The organism is Virgibacillus kekensis, from assembly GCF_042654125.1.
Lineage (GTDB): Bacteria > Bacillota > Bacilli > Bacillales > Amphibacillaceae > Lentibacillus > Lentibacillus kekensis.
Map to the genome: position 1 here is coordinate 94,329 of NZ_JBHSFU010000007.1, position 13,614 is coordinate 107,942.

The window sequence follows — 13,614 nt, forward strand, 5'->3', positions numbered from 1 at the left end:
GATAAATGATAAGCAGAACTTCTCAAAAACGATAACCAACCGGTATTATTATTCTCAAAATAGATAGTGTATGGTAAAGATAACGAGTACAAAGGAGGAGGCTTTATATGTCGTTTACATATGATGTGATTGACCATGTTCAATTAGCTGCCCCTGTGGGTGGGGAGGATAAGGCGCGGATGTTTTATAAAGACCTGCTTGGGTTTCAGGAGATTGATAAACCACCGCTTCTTAAAAAGAATGGTGGTGTCTGGTTTCAGGCCGGTTTCGTACATATCCACATTGGGATCGAGGATCCGTTTATTCCTGCCAAAAAAGCTCATCCCGCATTCAGAATACATCATATTGAGGAACTGATGGCATATCTTGACGAAAAAGAAATTTTGTATAAAAATGATGAGCGTTTGCCTGGAGCGAATCGCTTTTACTTAACAGATCCATTTGGAAACAGGTTGGAGTTTCTCGAATGGGAAGAATAAAGTTTGAATTAGTAGTATAAATGGAATAATTATTAGGAGCTCAGTTACACTGATGCTCCATTTTTATTGAAGGAAAGTTCTACACGCGGTTTACAACGCTCTTTCTTGGAAAATCCTTATTTCTTCCTCTATACTTTGAATATCGAGGAGGCCATTAAATGAAGCTATCAACACGATTTATGAAATTTATTGGTGGGCGGGATTTGTTTTACGGATTAATGTTTTTGATTTTGATTGGAATAACGATTTGGATATACAGCAAAATTTCATTTATTTTTGATCCGCTCATTGTAGTTATCTCAACTATTTTTCCACCGCTCATCCTTGCTTTTATTGCATTTTATCTGCTTAATCCGATTGTGAGTCTTTTGGAGAAATTGCATGTAAAGCGGCTCTGGGGAATTATTATCATAACGATTGGGATTGGCGGATTGCTTACAGGCATTATTTTGCTTACGGCACCGACGATTGAGTCACAGGTGAAAGATCTGGTTCAAAACTTCCCTGATTACATAAGTCAAATGCGGGACAAGGTAAAGTCATGGATTCAGAACTCGTTTTTGGCACCGTATTATGATCAGGGTTATCAGTGGGCAACCACAAATCTCAGTGATATGTGGAGCAGGGTAAGTGAATATTTTGGCGGAGCAATGAAAAGTTTAAGTAACTTTATCGGTATGCTTACCAGTACGATCATTGTGATAATTACCTTTCCGTTCATTCTTTTCTTTCTGCTTAAGGATGGGAAAAGGTTTAAGAATTACAGTGTTAAACTTCTGCCTCCGAAATACCGGGATGATGCCAACCAGATTTTAAAAAATATGGACACTCAGGTCGGTTCCTATATTCAGGGACAAATTATTGTGGCGCTATGTATCGGCGCATTGCTTTATATCGGCTATCTGATTATTGGATTGGATTATGCTATAACTCTAGCTATTATTGCAGGTGTATTAAGCGTAGTTCCTTATTTGGGGCCAATAATTGCCATAACCCCAGCAATTATCATCGCGTTGGTACAGTCACCATTTATGCTGGTTAAGCTGGCTATTGTCTGGGCAATCGTCCAGTTTCTTGAGGGTAACTTTATCTCGCCGAATATTATGGGGAAAACCATGCAAGTACACCCATTGACAATTATTCTTGTCCTGCTTGTAGCGGGGAATCTGTTTGGTATTGTCGGAATCATACTAGCAATACCGGGATATGCAATTTTAAAAGTAATCACGGTTTATGTGTTTAATAAATTTAAAATGCGATATAATCGGTTTTATGGTGAAAAGTACGGTGGATATGAAAAGTAAAGTTCCCGCATCTTTCAGGAAATTGGCCACGGTCAGATGAAACCTGATACTAACTTGCTGTTTTCCAGCCTACTATACTAATGGGTTAGAGAATAAGGAGAAATTGATCATGGAAAATAATCAGCAGGAGAATGCCCGGAAAATTAACAGAATTCCAATTGTGGCGGTTTTACTCTCAGGTGCTTTTTTGGCTATCTTAAACCAAACGCTGCTGGCAACCGCAATTCCACCGATTATGGTCGATTTTCACTTAACGGAAAGTACGGCCCAGTGGTTGACAACGATTTTTATGCTGGTAAATGGGATTATGATTCCTGTATCAGCATTTTTAATTGAAACATTTACAGCAAGGAAGCTGTTACTAACGGCCATGTCGGTTTTTGCCATTGGTACTTTAATCTGCGGGATCGCACCGAGCTTTTTAATTTTGATGGTGGGGAGAGTTATTCAGGCATCTGGTGCAGGAATTATGTTACCCCTTATGATGACTATCTTTCTGCTGATTTTCCCCATCGAGAAACGTGGTTCGGCGATGGGGATAGTTGGGCTTGTTATATCATTTGCTCCCGCAATCGGCCCCACACTCGCCGGTTGGGTTGTAGAACATTTACCATGGCGGGCGATGTTTTTTATCATACTTCCGCTTGCAGTAATTGATATTATTTTTGCTTATTTTATCATGAAGAATGTGACCGAACAAACTAATCCGAAAGTTGATATTCTTTCCATTCTCTTGTCTACATTCGGGTTCGGTGGTCTGTTGTATGGTTTCAGCAGCGCCGGTAATTACGGATGGTCCAGTTCGGTTGTAATAGGGTCGCTGTGTATAGGAACAATCGCACTTACAGCTTTTATATTGCGCCAGTTCAAGCTGGTTCAACCAATTCTTGAATTCCGTGTGTTTAGATATAAAACATTTACCATTACAACTGCCATTGGAATGATTGCCTTTATGGGGCTTATCGGGGCTGAAACTATTCTGCCAATTTACATGCAGAATATGGCTGGTTTTTCTGCGCTGGAGTCTGGCATGATGATTATGCCCGGGGCCATGTTAATGGGGATTATGTCACCGATAACAGGAAGGATTTTTGATAGAGTGGGGGCACGATGGTTGGTTATCATCGGTCTATCGATTATGACCATCACCACGTTTTTATTTACAAATTTGTCGACAGAAACGTCGCTTACCTATCTGACTGTCGTTTTTGCTGTACGAATGCTAGGGATTTCCATGGTAATGATGCCTGCAACTACCGCGGGATTGAATCAGTTGCCGGTCCGGCTAATTGCACATGGTACTGCTATGAACAACACGATGCGGCAGATTGCAGCATCAATTGGTACAGCTATCCTGGTTACAGTCATGACCGCTGCCGCAATTGACAGCAGCCCGGATGCTGATCCGTCGCAAATGATACCAGGAGTAAATATGGCATTCCTTGTGGCCACTGGCCTTTCACTGTGTGCACTGGTGCTTGCATTTTTCATTAAGCGATCGACTCCAGCTGAAGATCGAGCTGCCGCTGAATTAGCCGAAAGAGATAACCAGTAAACTGTCATTCCTTCGGGACTGGCAGTTTTTTTATCATTTCCGGGTTAACCGAACGGATAGGCAAATGCAGAGATAATCAGTGGGAAAGCAGAACGCTTGTCACAGAAACGGAAGCCGCATGTTCAAACTGCAAAACAAGTACACCTGTTAGGAACAACCATTTATTATTCCTTCACAATTTTACATCATGAAAGTTGTCCACCCAATCATATAATGGTAAGAAATAAACCGTTACAAAGGGGTTGGTCCAGATGGAAATTCGATTACTTGAGCCGGAAGATGCAGAAGTATACCGAACTTTGAGGCTTGAAGCATTGCTTAACAGTCCAGAAGCATTCGTAATAAGTTATGAGGAGGAATTATCCAACTCGGTCGACATATTCAAAGTTAGATTTCAGGCAGATAACGCATTTACATTTGGTGCATTTGAAGGTGATAATTTGATCGGCGTGGTTACATTAACCCGGGAAACAAAAAAGAAGATGGACCACCGGACAACCGTTTTTGCGCTGTATGTGACACCGTATAAACGAAGCAGAGGTATTGGCAAACAGCTGATGATCCACGCAGTCGACTTTGCAAAAACATTGGAAGGTGTGGAACAGGTGGGTATTTCAGTTGTAACAAGAAATGATACAGCGAAAAGCCTCTATTATGCACTTGGGTATGTGCCATATGGTACCCGAAAGCGAGCAGTTAAACTTGGCGACAACTACTTTGATGAGGAGCATATGGTAATGTATTTGAAGTAAAAAAAGGAGAGTGCCAATAATGACACTCTCCCGCAGCCCCGGTCAAAGCCATACACCACATCTCTTCGTAACAAGACAGTTTATAGATATGCAAAATAAAGATGAGGGCTGTCAGCAGAGTAACTGTTCCCGTTCATACCACAACTCCATCTTAATGCGAATTCAATCCATCATATGCTGGGTTTTAACGGTATGCTTGTTTAAATGCCCAGACTCAGTACTTATTTTATTTGAATCACAATTTTTCCCCGCGCATGATGGGTTTCACTAAGTTTATGTGCCTCGCGAAGTCCTTCTTCTGAAAACGGAAATGTATGCCCTATATGGGATTTAACCGTTCCTTTCTCCATTAAGTCGCCGATTTTGGCCAGTTTTTTACCGTCAGGATCGAGCCATTCAAATCCTGCTTTCACACCTTTGGTTGCGGCATATTCTTCATCAGGTGGTTGGGCAATGGATACTAGTTTTCCACCATTCTTCAGGACATTATAACTTTTTTTCTGAATTTCCCCGCCCATGGTGTCTAGAACAATGTCATAATTCTCCAATTCTTCCTCAAAATCCTGTAGCTGATAGTTGATGAACGCATCAACTCCAAGTTCATTTAAAAAGTCCTCATTTTTCCCGCTTGCCGTTGATGCTACATGGGCACCAAAACTTTTGGCAAGCTGAATGGCATAACTGCCTACCCCGCCGGAGCCTGCGTGTATCAAGACTTTATCCCCCGATTGAATGTCTGCAAAGTCAACGAGACACTGCCATGCGGTAAGTCCTGCCAGAGGGACTGCGGCCGCCTCTTCGAATGAAATGTTATCCGGTATTTTGGCAAGTAAATTTTTGTCAACAGGAGTGTATTCAGCGTATGTTCCTTTTTCCGTGGTGGCAGGCCGGGCAAAAACACGGTCACCAACGGAGAATTCTGTAACACTATGTCCTTTCTCCGCTATAACTCCTGCGGCATCCCATCCCAGAATAATAGGAAAGTCAAATGGAAGCTTTTCCTTTAAGTAGCCTTCGCGAAGTTTCCAATCAATTGGATTTATAGAGGTAGCATGCAATTCAACCAATACTTGGTCATCCGCTATGATAGGTTTTGGAATATCTTTCTCTACCAGATTTTCAGCCGAACCATACTCATTAATAATGATTGCTTTCATGGTATCCCTCGCTTTGTTAGATGCTTGGAGATAGTTTTCCCGAATGGATAAAAATTAAATCATATGTTTAAACACGAAAAAATAGGTAATATATTTATGAAAGAGGAGATAGAAAATGGTTGAAAAACTGACATCCTTCGACCCGGTATTATCAGAAGAACCCAATGTACTGATTTTGGGGTCCATGCCAGGTGGAATGTCACTTGAGAAAGGTGAATATTATGGAAATCCCGTAACCATTTCTGGGATATCCTTTATACGCTGTTTGATCAGGAACCGATCCATGACTATCAGGAAAAATTGGAGTTTGTAAAAAAACACCGTATTGCTCTTTGGGATTCAATAAAAAGCTGTTACCGGGAGGGAAGTCTTGACGGAAATATTATGGACGAGGAGCCGAACGATATCGAAGGAGTTATAAGCAGGCACCCCACAATCCGGCTGATTGCCTGCAATGGTACAAAGTCATATAAAATATTTAGAAAAAACTTTAACATTCAGGGAATAGATGTAATAAAAATGCCTTCGACCAGCCCAATTCCGGGACGGTATACGAAAAGCTTTGAGGGGAAAGTTGAAGCATGGAGCAGGATTCTTGATTATTTGGTATAGACGGTAAAGCCGTAACGTGATACTATTTAATTAAGAAAAAAGTACCATTTCAAAGAGGTTTATCCATCTTGAATAGTTACTATTGGACCAGTTGAAAACTGAGAAATAATGAATATCTCTGCAATAATATAAATACAATGAAATTGGTTGGTTTTTAACACACCTAAGCAAGAGCAATAAAACGAGCCGCAAGCGGCACCTTGCGACTCGGACAGTTATACAGGGATCAGCGACTTCGTCTAAGGGTTCGAAAAAGAGTAATCATTCCAGGTCAATTGCGACAGGGTGATTACTTTTTTTCATTGTTGTTAACAATTAACAATACGAGTGTTCCGAACATTAACATCAACTCCAGCGTGCTGTCAATTGATATCACTCGCTTCAACCCCTTTCATTAGGGGATTTGAAGCCGCCTCGGGCGTTAGAAGCAAACTCATACTGTGTTAACTGAAGCCCACCCTGTATAAACCTGTCCTTATTATTATACTATAAAAGAAATTGTAAGTGTTGTAATTTTCAGGAAATGGTACAAAGTTCTTAGGAATGCACGGATTACCTGATTTCTATATGCCGGGTACTGTCATGCCTATAGCTGCGGTAAAAATTAATCAATGGTTCTACTGTACCCTTAAAGTCAGGGCAACTAATTCCTGAAGCGGCTAAATCTGCCTGGGCCTGAGAACTGTCAAACGAAGCATTAATAACAAAATAATCACTTGCTTCTTCTTCGACACCAAGCCATTTGCGTACCGGGGCATAGGAAAAGGATTTTTTAATCCATTTAAGAGGAACCGTGCCTTTTGGCGTTTTTCCTAAATAGGCCTCTGCAAGGATTTGCTGAAGCTCCCTCATGTTATAAGGGTTCGGATCAGTTAAATGGTATGTTTTACCAGCACCGACTGGCGCAAATGCCAGATAGCTTGTAGCTTTAAGAACATAATCAGAGGGCACGAAGTTTCCTTCAGGGATGCCTTCCCCTATGTATGGAATAACTGGCATGAACTGTAATCGGTCAAGCAGGTTCAGCATAAAGTAGATGCCATCAAACTTGATTGTCTGCCCGGTCTGCGAATGACCTTTAACTATACCTGGCCGAATAATGGTTGTTGGGACTGAGCTTTTCAGGCCATCAACAAGGACTTCAGCATGATATTTTGTTTCCTCATAATGGTTTTTAAATAATTGACCTTCGGCAAGTTCCTCCTCATAAATTTTCCCTTCGCGTTTTCCGGCTACATACGCGGTGCTGAAATAGATATAACGTTCTAGATTCCCTAAGGTTTTCACCCAGTTATTGATATTCTCTGTACCATCTACATTCACTTTAAAAGCTATATCCTGGGGCACTGCCAGGTCGTATACCGCAGCAAGATGAAACACGTGTGTAACTGTCTCCTGCAGAATGCGTTGCGTGTCACTGTCTATTGCAAGGTTAGGTTCCGTGATATCTCCACCAACAACAGTAAACATGTCAGGGTTGATGTTGTTATTTTTAGCAAAATGGTGAATTTGTTTAGCTGCTTTATCTTTGAGGGTAGGTAATACTAAAAGGTAAATATGTTGGATAGAATCATGGTGGTCTTGGATAAGTTGTTCGGTCAGACTTGATGCAAGAAAACCGGGATAACCTGTAAGAAAATGAGTATGTTTCAAATTGTTCGCCCCTTTTCTAATTTTTTAACTTTCTATTATTATAGTATATTATGCGATGGTAAAGTAGAGATTCACTTATTATAAAAAATTTGCATTTGTTAGGAGTGGTAGAGTGGAAGTTAATGAAAAGGCTCGCAAACAACTTATGGAGGAAATAGACGGAATATCTGATGAAAATTTAAACAAGAAGTCAGCAGAAAACAAATGGTCCATAAAGCAAATATTGGAGCACTTGTATCTTATGGAAGAGGGGATTGCGAACAACATACAGGGACAGCTCGACAACGGTGAGATGATAAACGCAGAAGATCATCCAATCGATCAGACGATCAATCGGCAGCGGAAAGTCGAGGCACCAGAGTTTGCAAGACCTACTGAAGATTTTGCGACAGTCGAGGAGATGAAAGAAAAATTGGCGACATCGCATCGTAATCTGCAGACTCTCGCGGATACATCGGATGAGAAGTTATTATCTGAGCGCGGGTTTCCACACCCTTTCTTCAATGATATGAGTCTCAAACAGTGGATTCCGTTCGTTGGATATCATGAGCTTCGGCACGTGCAACAGATTAGGGAAGTGAAAATACAGCTTGGAATTGCATAGAATTAATATTATGGGCAGCTATAGGCTGTCCTTTTTCTATCGTAAACTTCCATATTTTTAAGGGCGAAATTATGTCGAATTTTTAGTATAATAGATACAAAGAGACAATATTTGAAAGGGGAAGAGGCGTGAAAAAGAAAAAATGGCTTAAGATTACACTCGGGATATTCGCTGTCCTGTTACTTATAGATATTATAGCAAGCTTTTATTTTTATAATCTTGCAATCGACCGGAATAAAAAAGAATTTCTACAGGGAAATCAAGATCTGGAGGTTTCTGCCGAAGCAATGGAGGTTTTCCTTGATGGTGACTGGCGCACATGGGTCGCCAATCAGGACTTTGATGAATGGACGATGACCTCCTATGATGGCATTAAGCTGAAAGGCTATTTCCTGGAGGCTAAGGAACCTACCAATAAAGTAGTGGTGCTGGCACACGGTTATCTTGGTGATGCGCAGGATATGGGCCTATACGGTCAGTATTATTATGAGCAGTTCGGCTACAATATTTTTATGGCTGACGCACGGGGGCATGCTGCAAGTGGCGGTGACTACATTGGCTTTGGGTGGCATGACCGTCTTGACTATATCGATTGGATAAATCGAATCGTTGAGAAATATGGTAAAGATACGGAAATCGTTCTGCACGGTGTTTCAATGGGAGCCGCGACTGTTCTGATGTCGGCCGGTGAAGAGTTGCCGTCAAATGTAAAAGCAATTGTCGCGGACAGTCCATATACAAGTGTAGAGGGTATGTTTTCCTATCAGATGGATCGGATGTACAATATTCCGTCCTTTCCAGTTCTCCCAAGCACAAGCATAGTTTCAAAGTTACAAGCTGGCTATTCATTTACTGAGGCTTCAGCTCTTGAGCAGGTGAAGAAGGCAGAAGTGCCAATCTTGTATATTCATGGTAATGCCGATACGTTTGTCCCAACGAAAATGGCTAAGGTTCTTTATAAGAATACACAAAGTGAAGCTGAACTCATGATTGTCGATGGGGCTGGCCATGGGGAAGCATTCGTAACGGAAAAAGAAAAATATGTGGAAAGACTGAAAACGTTTCTTGGAAATTATATGGAAGATTAGAAAGAAGGCTGATGTCCAAAATTGGATGTCAGCCTTCTTAGTCTTTGTCTTTATAAATATTTTTCAAACCAGCGTGTAATGTGGTTCAATCGTTCTATTCGCATTTCTGGTTTGCCGCTTCGGCTCAATTCATGGTTAGCATCTGGGAAGCGGACAAATTCAACTTCTTTTCGCAGGTGTTTAAGCGCTGTAAACATTTGCTCGCCTTGTTCAATTGGACAGCGGTAATCCTTCTCTCCGTGAACAATCAATAGCGGCGTTTCCACATTCACAGCGTATTTCAGTGGAGAAAAGTCCCATAGTTTTGCAGGGTCTTCAAGTAGGTTCTTCCCAAGTTCCCATTTTGTAAAGAAATAACCGATATCACTCACACCATAGAAACTGAGCCAGTTGCTGATACAACGTTGTGTAACAGCCGCTTTAAAACGATTGGTATGCCCGACAATCCAGTTGGCCATAAATCCTCCATAGCTTCCACCGGTAACTCCAAGACGATCTTGATCAATAAAATTATAGGTTTCCAAGGCATTATCTACTGCACTCATCAAATCTGTATAGTCCTTGCCGCCATAATCCTCACGACAGGCATTTACGAACTCCTGCCCGTAACCATGACTGCCGCGTGGGTTGGTGTATAGAACAACATACCCTTTTGCCGCCAACAGCTGCATTTCATGGAAAAATGTCTGGCCGTACATCGCGTGTGGACCACCATGTATTTCCAAAACAAACGGATACTTTTTGCCCTCTTCAAAACCATATGGGCGTATAAGCCATCCCTGAATATCCCATCCATCTTCTGCTTTGAATGTCAGTTCTTCAGGTTCACTTATAGTAACATTTCCGAGAAATTCTTCGTTTGCATTGGTCAGCCGTTTTAGCTTGCCCTGACTATTTAAATGATAGAAATTGCACGGATCCGTTGGTGTACTAATGCCAAGGATGAACTCGCCTTTATGGTAAGAGAACCCGAAAACATGATTATTTTCTTCATAAAGGGTCTCCAGTTCAGCATTATCCAGGCTGACCCGATAAAGTCCTGTGCTTCCATGATCAGTGCCTATAAAATATAAATGCTTTCCGTTTTCATCCCAGACGGGTCCTAATTCCGATTGTCCAAGGCGTGTATCACCAATCATCGCATCGCCCAGCTGAAAGTTCCATCCCTTACTAAATAGTGTTCGTTCACCACTGTTAATATCAAGGACATACAACTCATTTAAAGTGGCTCCTAGATAATCATATTCGTGGCCAAAGCAGGCAATCCTATTTCCGTTTGGTGAAAATGATGCACTGCCATACCCTCCAGTGCTATCAGTAAGTTTGGTCGTATCTCCCGTGGGCACGTCCAAGAGATAAAGGTCATTAGTCAGCTCATAGTCCGCATCCTCATTCAGATTGGCTGTATAAAGGATTTGGTTTCCGTCAGGGGAAATATCCTCGAAGTTATGGTGTGCTTCTCCGTCAGTCAATTGTTTGAATGTGCTTTTTTCAATATCATAAAGAACGATCTGGCTATATTTTTCATCATGGAAACCCTTTGCATCGGATTTGTGTTTTAAACGAGTTATAACGATTGGTTTCTTGCTCTTATCTTCCTTTTCTTTCCTCTGCTCTTCCTTGGATTGTTCTTCCTGATTAGTAACATCATCACCTTTTTCAAGAGAAGCGCTGAATATAATGCTTTTACCGTCGCTTGACCACACAGGGTTTACCGCGCCATGTTTGAATGTAGTAATTTGCCATGCTTCTCCACCATCAGTATGTAAGAGCCACAATTGAGGCACACCGCTTCGGTCAGATTGAAATACAACTTTCTTTCCATCAGGGGAGAACCGTGGATTACTGTTCTTTGCCTCATTGAATGTCCAGCAGGAAGGATATTTTTCATTTAGCCGCTGAAATAATAAATGTGATTCATATTCTTTTTTATCATTAACTGTCATCGAAACAAATGCGAAGCCCGAGCCGTCCGGTGTAAACCGGGGATCACTATAAACATCAATTTTCGTTAGATCGTCAGCTTTCAGGGGCCGTTTTTTCTCACTCATAAAGTACCTCCTAATTAGTTTAGATTTTCTTTATAGTAAACTATTTCGTAACGCGAATCAATTAGATTGGCAGAATATTTTCATATATTTAAACAAAAAAATGAGGCTGGGACATAACTAAAACTTTGCTTTCCAGAGACGAACTAATTAGGATGGGAAGCTTTTAATGTTACCCTTCTATAATTGGATTTTATTTCAAAGTTGATATAAATTGCGACATAGCTAGCTATGTTTATTTCCGCTTCGCGCAGTCGCTTTCCGCGGGCAACGCTTCAACTTCCTCGGAAGAAAACCACTTCCTGCGGGATTTTCAGCTGTTGCTTTTCCCGCAGGAGTCGACTGCCCTACGCTTCAATCATCAGCTATATCAGCGAAGGAAATACACGTAGACTCCTACGGGAAAGCGAAGACGTTGAGACCCCACAGCGAGCGTTCTTTGCGAGCGAGGAGGCTCAACGCGAGCCCGTGGAAAGCGTAGTGTATTTCCGGAGCGAAGCTTCGCCGTTATGTCGCATTTTATAGCTTATTTGAAGGCATGCTAACATAAAAATGCCCCCTTAAAGTAGAAGTTTTTTGTTTTTTAAACTGTCTACTTAAAAGGGAGCATATCATTTTATAGTTCGGATTTATGTTACTTATACACTTTCGTCCCAGCCTCAGACAACATGTTTGGCTATATTGGCGTCCTGTTCGTAGGCTTCCTGCAGCTGACGGGTGATTTTGCCAACATTGCCGTCAGCAATCACCGTATTATCCACTTTCGTGACAGGAAGTACTTCCGACGTACTGCTGGAAAGAAACATCTCATCGGCATCGCTAATGGATTCCAATTTAAATGCTTCCTCCACAAATGGAATCTTCAGATCCTCCGCGAATTTCTCAACACGCATACGAACACATCCATGCAGAATCCGGTGGGTGGCAGGATGAGTATAAATATTTCCGTCCTTAACCAGATAGATGTTCGATGAGCTGCATTCGGTCACGAGTCCATCTTCATGGAGGATTGCCTCATAGCACCCGTTTTCTTTAGCTTCCTGCTTTGCAAGAACGTTTGGGAGAAGGTTAAGACTCTTTATATAGCATTTCTTCCAACGGGTATCCTCTTGGGTAATCGTACTAACCCCTGTCTTAAGAAGGTCAGTTTTGCGGGGTAAATCTTGCATATACGCGTAAACGTTAGCCGGCACATCCCCAGGGAATACATGATCACGGGGAGCAGATCCACGGGAAGCCTGCATATAAAGCTTTCCATCACGTGTCATGGAATTTTTGTTAAGCATTTCAAGTAATAGATCAGTAATCTCTTCTTTTGAGAATGGGAGTTCAAGTTTAATAGCTTCTGCTGAACGGAATAGTCTATTTATGTGTTCCTCCAATAGATAATACTTACCATCATAGATGCGGATAACTTCATAAACACCATCACCAAACTGCAATCCACGTTCTTCAAAAGGGTATGTTAAATCCTCTCTTTGGATAAACTTGGTCTGTGCCAATATAATCGGGTATACATCCATATTTTCGCCTCCTCAGTATGATGATTATTTTAAAGTGTATTTAACTATATGTAAAACTTTTAATGAATAGTGATAATTATCACAGAAACTCTTTCGTATCTTAATTATAATTTTGATTAGAAACATAAGGGAGCTGTGGAAAATGGAACCTTTATTAGAGCGTTTGAACAAGCAAGAATATGATCTGCTTCTGGCAAATTCACACCAAAGGAAGGTACAAAAAGGGGTTCCTTTGTTTGAGGAAGGCGACCGTGCTGATAAGCTGTTCTTTATTCTGAAGGGAGAGGTGCGGGTGTACAAAAAACTCGGGGAGAATAAAGATTTGACTATTTTTATGCGTGGACTGAATGACGGGTTTGGAGAAATAGGTATCTTCAGTGGAAGCAGATATTCTAATACAGCAGAAACACAGTCTTCATGCCTATTATGTGAAATAGATAGGGATACAATTGAAAATATAATCACAGAAAATGGGGGGGATGGGCATCCAATTTACACGCTGGGTGGCGGAGTCCTTGGAGGCTAGCAATGCTAAAATACGAGATTATCTTGCATTTGGATCGGAAGGAGCAGTCGCTTCAGTTTTTGTCCGATATTCCAATATGCACGGAAAAGTAACGGGAAATGGAATTGAGATTACCGAACCAATCATGATTCGCGTTATAAGCAAGCACATTGCTGTCTCCCGGGAAACAGTCAGCCGGATTGTGAATAAATGGAAGGATCAAGGGATAATTGAAAACGAAAATAAAACTTTCACACTGAAAGACATGGACTATTTTAAGAAACTGCTGGTATGTGACAAATGCGGAGTCAATAATTGTGTGCTGTAATCGCCT

Annotated in this window: 14 protein-coding genes; 10 read left to right on the top strand and 4 right to left on the bottom strand. The window is 41.3% G+C overall.

What is annotated here, in order from left to right; translation table 11 throughout:
- Window positions 1–107 precede the first annotated feature (107 nt).
- The 4 genes from ACFO3D_RS12810 to ACFO3D_RS12825 all read left to right on the top strand — a co-directional run bounded on the left by ACFO3D_RS12810 (window position 108) and on the right by ACFO3D_RS12825 (window position 4,090).
- Entirely contained in the window at window positions 108–479 is a 372-nt protein-coding gene (locus ACFO3D_RS12810) for a VOC family protein (RefSeq protein WP_390296557.1), read from the top strand.
- A gap of 158 nt (window positions 480–637) precedes the next feature.
- On the top strand, window positions 638–1,783 hold the full coding sequence (locus tag ACFO3D_RS12815) for an AI-2E family transporter (RefSeq protein WP_390296559.1): 1,146 nt from the start codon (window positions 638–640) through the stop codon (window positions 1,781–1,783).
- 109 nt (window positions 1,784–1,892) lie between these two features.
- Window positions 1,893–3,338, top strand: coding sequence for a DHA2 family efflux MFS transporter permease subunit (locus tag ACFO3D_RS12820; protein WP_390296561.1), 1,446 nt, complete (start codon window positions 1,893–1,895; stop codon window positions 3,336–3,338).
- A 251-nt stretch (window positions 3,339–3,589) separates the two neighbouring features.
- Complete coding sequence (locus ACFO3D_RS12825; protein ID WP_390296563.1) at window positions 3,590–4,090, top strand: GNAT family N-acetyltransferase; 501 nt, start codon at window positions 3,590–3,592, stop codon at window positions 4,088–4,090.
- A 221-nt stretch (window positions 4,091–4,311) separates the two neighbouring features.
- Here ACFO3D_RS12825 and ACFO3D_RS12830 read toward each other — a convergent pair whose 3' ends face one another.
- The gene (locus tag ACFO3D_RS12830; RefSeq protein ID WP_390296565.1) at window positions 4,312–5,247 is read right to left on the bottom strand and encodes an NADP-dependent oxidoreductase; all 936 of its coding nucleotides are present in this window, start codon (window positions 5,245–5,247) and stop codon (window positions 4,312–4,314) included.
- Between the two features lie 115 nt (window positions 5,248–5,362).
- On the opposite strand from ACFO3D_RS12830, the gene ACFO3D_RS12835 reads away from it, so the two are divergent.
- Window positions 5,363–5,560 carry a uracil-DNA glycosylase family protein gene (locus ACFO3D_RS12835; RefSeq protein ID WP_390296567.1) on the top strand — a complete coding sequence of 66 codons (198 nt, stop codon included), beginning with the start codon at window positions 5,363–5,365 and terminating at the stop codon, window positions 5,558–5,560.
- Window positions 5,527–5,859 (top strand): DNA-deoxyinosine glycosylase, encoded by a 333-nt coding sequence (locus ACFO3D_RS12840; protein WP_390297339.1) that lies wholly within the window; start codon window positions 5,527–5,529, stop codon window positions 5,857–5,859. The genes ACFO3D_RS12835 and ACFO3D_RS12840 overlap by 34 nt, the downstream gene beginning before the upstream one ends.
- A gap of 552 nt (window positions 5,860–6,411) precedes the next feature.
- Here the strand turns inward: ACFO3D_RS12840 and ACFO3D_RS12845 are convergent.
- Window positions 6,412–7,512 carry an SDR family oxidoreductase gene (locus ACFO3D_RS12845; protein WP_390296569.1) on the bottom strand — a complete coding sequence of 367 codons (1,101 nt, stop codon included), beginning with the start codon at window positions 7,510–7,512 and terminating at the stop codon, window positions 6,412–6,414.
- A 112-nt stretch (window positions 7,513–7,624) separates the two neighbouring features.
- On the opposite strand from ACFO3D_RS12845, the gene ACFO3D_RS12850 reads away from it, so the two are divergent.
- Both ACFO3D_RS12850 and ACFO3D_RS12855 read left to right on the top strand, forming a co-directional pair.
- On the top strand, window positions 7,625–8,116 hold the full coding sequence (locus ACFO3D_RS12850) for a DinB family protein (protein WP_390296571.1): 492 nt from the start codon (window positions 7,625–7,627) through the stop codon (window positions 8,114–8,116).
- 128 nt (window positions 8,117–8,244) lie between these two features.
- Window positions 8,245–9,204 (top strand): alpha/beta hydrolase, encoded by a 960-nt coding sequence (locus tag ACFO3D_RS12855; protein ID WP_390296573.1) that lies wholly within the window; start codon window positions 8,245–8,247, stop codon window positions 9,202–9,204.
- Between the two features lie 50 nt (window positions 9,205–9,254).
- On the opposite strand, the gene ACFO3D_RS12860 is transcribed toward ACFO3D_RS12855, so the two are convergent.
- Together ACFO3D_RS12860 and dat are read right to left on the bottom strand one after the other, a co-directional pair.
- Entirely contained in the window at window positions 9,255–11,255 is a 2,001-nt protein-coding gene (locus ACFO3D_RS12860; protein ID WP_390296575.1) for a S9 family peptidase, read from the bottom strand.
- 656 nt (window positions 11,256–11,911) lie between these two features.
- The gene (gene dat, locus ACFO3D_RS12865) at window positions 11,912–12,775 is read right to left on the bottom strand and encodes a D-amino-acid transaminase (RefSeq protein WP_390296577.1); all 864 of its coding nucleotides are present in this window, start codon (window positions 12,773–12,775) and stop codon (window positions 11,912–11,914) included.
- Between the two features lie 142 nt (window positions 12,776–12,917).
- Between dat and ACFO3D_RS12870 the strand changes: the two genes are divergently transcribed.
- On the top strand, window positions 12,918–13,301 hold the full coding sequence (locus tag ACFO3D_RS12870) for a cyclic nucleotide-binding domain-containing protein (RefSeq protein ID WP_390296579.1): 384 nt from the start codon (window positions 12,918–12,920) through the stop codon (window positions 13,299–13,301).
- Window positions 13,291–13,608 carry a helix-turn-helix domain-containing protein gene (locus tag ACFO3D_RS12875; RefSeq protein ID WP_390296581.1) on the top strand — a complete coding sequence of 106 codons (318 nt, stop codon included), beginning with the start codon at window positions 13,291–13,293 and terminating at the stop codon, window positions 13,606–13,608. Before ACFO3D_RS12870 ends, ACFO3D_RS12875 begins: the two co-directional genes overlap by 11 nt.
- Window positions 13,609–13,614: the final 6 nt, after the last annotated feature.